Source organism: Streptomyces graminilatus (assembly GCF_001418565.1).
In the GTDB taxonomy this organism is placed as follows: Bacteria; Actinomycetota; Actinomycetes; order Streptomycetales; family Streptomycetaceae; genus Streptomyces; species Streptomyces graminilatus.
Genome location: NZ_LIQQ01000494.1, coordinates 1 through 3,992 on the forward strand (window position 1 = coordinate 1; position 3,992 = coordinate 3,992).

General features: G+C 70.5%; 4 protein-coding genes and 1 pseudogene. 2 read left to right on the forward strand and 3 right to left on the reverse strand.

Translation table 11 applies throughout. The features are described from left to right. The 3 genes and pseudogenes from AOK08_RS33775 to AOK08_RS33785 form a co-directional block, all read right to left on the reverse strand. Positions 1-708, reverse strand: a pseudogene (locus tag AOK08_RS33775) (hypothetical protein); the annotation flags it as partial. A gap of 10 nt (positions 709-718) precedes the next feature. Then, positions 719-973 (reverse strand): MoaD/ThiS family protein, encoded by a 255-nt coding sequence (locus AOK08_RS33780; RefSeq protein ID WP_055533103.1) that lies wholly within the window; start codon positions 971-973, stop codon positions 719-721. 77 nt (positions 974-1,050) lie between these two features. Next, positions 1,051-1,926, reverse strand: coding sequence for an alpha/beta hydrolase (locus tag AOK08_RS33785; protein WP_055533105.1), 876 nt, complete (start codon positions 1,924-1,926; stop codon positions 1,051-1,053). 363 nt (positions 1,927-2,289) lie between these two features. Between AOK08_RS33785 and AOK08_RS33790 the strand changes: the two genes are divergently transcribed. Next, positions 2,290-3,102 carry a response regulator transcription factor gene (locus AOK08_RS33790; RefSeq protein ID WP_055533107.1) on the forward strand — a complete coding sequence of 271 codons (813 nt, stop codon included), beginning with the start codon at positions 2,290-2,292 and terminating at the stop codon, positions 3,100-3,102. A gap of 118 nt (positions 3,103-3,220) precedes the next feature. Continuing rightward, on the forward strand, positions 3,221-3,992 hold a 772-nt coding region (locus AOK08_RS33795; RefSeq protein ID WP_055533109.1), incomplete at its 3' end, for a LacI family DNA-binding transcriptional regulator.

Here is a 3,992-nt window from a genome sequence, read left to right on the forward strand (position 1 = left end):
CGCGATGATCGCCAGCGCCGCCGAGGCGACCGTCGCCATCAGGCCCGACATCCGGGTGTCCGCGTCCGCGTGGGACCGGAGCTGGAGGACCAGGGTCAGCAGGACCCAGACACCGAGCGTGCCGAGGATCGCGGCCGGCGCGTTCTCGCGCCCCACGGCCAGCAGCGCCACGTCCGCCGTCACCGCGCCCAGGAAGGCGAGGGCGATGCCCTGGCGCGCGGGCCACATCCCGTTCAGCCGGAACCAGCCCGCCGCCGTGACCGCCTGGAGGATGACGAGCGGCACGACCAGCGCGTACGACCCGATGGCCGCCGTACCGGAGAGGAGGAGGCCGAGTACGGCCGTGAGGGCAGCCGGCTGGATCCCCGGCTCGATGATCGGCGAGCGTCCCTCCAGTCGGGCCCGCTGCGCGTCGGTGATCCGCGCGTTGCCCGCGACCGTGGCAGGCCCGTACCCGGCAGCGCCGCCACCGGTTCCCTGAGAGGGCACGTGGGGAGTCTCCTGCGCCGGAGCGGCCGGAGCCGACGTCACCGGGGCCTGCATCTGCGTCTCCCAGGTCTGGCCCTGCCACTGCTGCGTGTCGGACGCCGACTGCTGCTGCCCCGGCCAGACGGGCTCCTGTGCCTGTTGCGGCTGCTGATACGGGTTGTACCCCTGGTACTGCTCCCCGTACTGCTGCTGCTGTCCATAACTCTGCTGGTCGCTCATCGTGCTGCGCTCACCCTCCTGCGAACGGCGGGAGCACCTCGACCGTGCCGCCCTCGGCCAGCCGTACCGTCTCATGCTCGCGGGTGCCCACGGGGTCACCGTCGACGAGGAACGAGCATCGGCGCAGGACACGGACGAGTTCGCCGGGGTGTCGCTCGCGGACCCCGTCGAGCGCCTCGGCGAGGGTGGCCGCGTCGTACGACTCCTCGGCGGTCCCGGCCGCGGCCTTCGCGGCGGCCCAGTAGCGCACCGTGACCTTTGGCATCTGCCTGTTCTCTGCTTCCTCTTCCTCAGAAGATCGGCTGCGGCATTGATTGTGACGTTGGCTGTGACACGTTCAGGCTAGCCCGCCCGCGACACCGCCCAGTCCCCGATACGGCGCAACAGCTCGTCCTCCGCCGCGTGTTCCGCGTGGCCCATGCCCGGCTCCAGCCACAGTTCGCCCGTGTCGCCCGCCGCCCGCGCCAGCATCATCGGGTGGTCCACCGGGAAGTAGCCGTCCCGGTCGCCGTGCACGATCAGCAGCGGCCTCGGCGCGATCAGCGGCACCGCCTCCACCGGGGACAGGGGTACGGGGTCCCACTCCCGGTGGTGGATCCGCGTCCGGAGTCCGTACCGGCTCACCAGGCGGCCCTCGGGACGGGTCACCAGCCAGTGCACGCGCCGCATGGGGGCCGTACCCCGGTAGTACCAACGGGCCGGCGCACTCACCGAAACCACCGCGTCGGGCGCCGCCCCCGTGCGCCCCCCGCGCTCCGATCCGTCCTCCGATCCGTACAGCGCCGCGTGCCGCAGGACCACCGAGCCGCCCATCGAGAAGCCGACGGTGACCACCCGGGTGTGCCCGAGTTCGCGGGCCCAGTCGACCGCGGCGGCCAGATCGAGGACCTCGCGGTCGCCGACCGTCGAGCGCCCTGCCGACGCCCCGTGCCCCCGGAAGGAGAACGTCACGACGGCCCCGTACTGCGCGAACGCCGCCGCCACCCGTCGAACGTGCGGCCGGTCCGCGGCCCCCGTGAAACCGTGGGCGACGACGAACGCCAGATGATCGGAATGTGGCGCCGAGGCGTCGTATACAACGCCCACCGGCTCGTATACGGCATCGATCGTCACGCCGTCGTCGGTGGTCAGAAACCTGCGCAGAGGGGTGCGAACGGCCGTCCCAGAGGGCGGGACGGCGAAGGAACGCGTCACATGACCTGCCGGACCAGTGCTCATGTGGGCTATTCTGCTGGGCAGAGGACTCGGGCAGCGCAGCCCCCGAGTCCTTTTGTGCTTTCGGTAGCGCTGTATACGAAGTGGATTACGAGGCGAAACGCTTCGGGAAACCGCAGGTGTACGACGTATGGAGAGCGCAGCGGCACCTCGGCGCCGAAGCGGTACGGCAGCGCAGGCAGTACAAGTAGTGGAAAGCACTACATGCAGTACAAGCAGCACAAGCAGTACCTGCAGTACATGCAGTGCCGAAAACGTCCTCGCAGGGACCGAGGAGGAACCAGACGTTATGGGCGAGCGAAACGTGCACGACCGTATGGAGATGGCAGTGGCGATGGCCATGACCATCCGGGCAGGTGGGACGCGATGAGTTCACTTCTCCTGCTGACCAATGCCCTCCAGCCGTCGACGGAGGTGCTTCCCGCCCTCGGCCTGCTGCTGCACAGCGTGCGCGTGGCTCCGGCGGAGGGCCCCGCTCTCGTCGACACCCCGGGTGCCGACGTCATCCTGATCGACGGCCGCCGTGATCTGCCCCAGGTGCGCAGCCTGTGCCAGCTCCTGCGCTCCACCGGGCCCGGCTGTCCGCTCATCCTCGTCGTCACCGAGGGCGGCCTCGCGGCCGTCACCGCCGACTGGGGCATCGACGACGTTCTGCTGGACACCGCGGGTCCGGCCGAGGTCGAGGCGCGGCTGCGGCTCGCCATGGGCCGCCAGCAGATCGTCAACGACGACTCCCCGATGGAGATCCGCAACGGTGACCTGTCGGTCGACGAGGCCACGTACAGCGCGAAGCTCAAGGGCCGGGTCCTCGACCTGACCTTCAAGGAGTTCGAGCTCCTGAAGTACCTCGCCCAGCACCCGGGCCGCGTCTTCACGCGCGCCCAGCTCCTCCAGGAGGTCTGGGGCTACGACTACTTCGGCGGCACCCGCACGGTCGACGTGCACGTACGGCGGCTGCGCGCGAAGCTCGGCCCCGAGCACGAGTCGCTGATCGGGACCGTCCGGAACGTCGGCTACCGCTTCGTCACGCCGGAGAAGGGCGAGCGCGGAAGCGAGGAGGCGAAGGCCAAGGCCGCCGCCGCCGCCCTCGCGAACAACGCGGACGTCACGAGCGGTACGGGCGATCCCGCGACCCTGGACGCCGTCGCGGAGTCGTCCGAGGTCACCGCCGAGGCGTGACCTGCGGTCGTCACCGTGACCGCCGGGTGACCGGGCACGGCATGGTCCGCGCTCCGGGCAGGTGAGACGAATGCCTCGCGCCCTGCCCAGAGCGGGTCCATCCGCGTAGACTCCGCCCGTGGCCAAGGTGACTAGGGATGATGTGGCGCGGCTGGCGGGTACCTCCACCGCCGTCGTCAGCTATGTCATCAACAACGGACCCCGGCCGGTTGCCCCGGCCACGCGCGAGCGTGTCCTCGCCGCGATCAAGGAACTGAGCTACCGGCCCGACCGCGTCGCCCAGGCGATGGCGTCGCGGCGCACGGACCTCATAGGCCTGATCGTGCCGGACGCGCGCCAGCCCTTCTTCGGGGAGATGGCGCACGCGGTCGAACAGGCCGCGTCCGAGCGCGGAAAAATGGTGCTGGTCGGCAACTCCGACTACATCGCCGAGCGCGAGGTCCACTATCTGCGGGCCTTCCTCGGTATGCGGGTCTCCGGGCTGATCCTCGTCAGCCACGCCCTGAACGACAACGCGGCGGCGGAGATCGAGGCCTGGGACGCCCGGGTCGTCCTCCTCCACGAACGCCCCGAGGCGATAGACGACGTCGCCGTCGTCACGGACGACCTCGGCGGCGCCCACCTGGCCGTACGCCACCTGCTGGAGCACGGCTACGAATACGTCGCCTGTATGGGCGGCATCGCCGAGACCCCCGAGGTCGGCGACCCCGTCTCGGACCACGTCCAGGGCTGGCGACGCGCGATGGACGAGGCCGGTGTCTCCACGGAGGGCCGCCTCTACGAGGCCCTCTACAACCGGTACGACGCCTACCAGGCCGCCCTGAAGATCCTCGCCGACCCGGCCCGCCGTCCCCCGGCCATCTTCTGCTCCACCGACGACCAGGCGATCG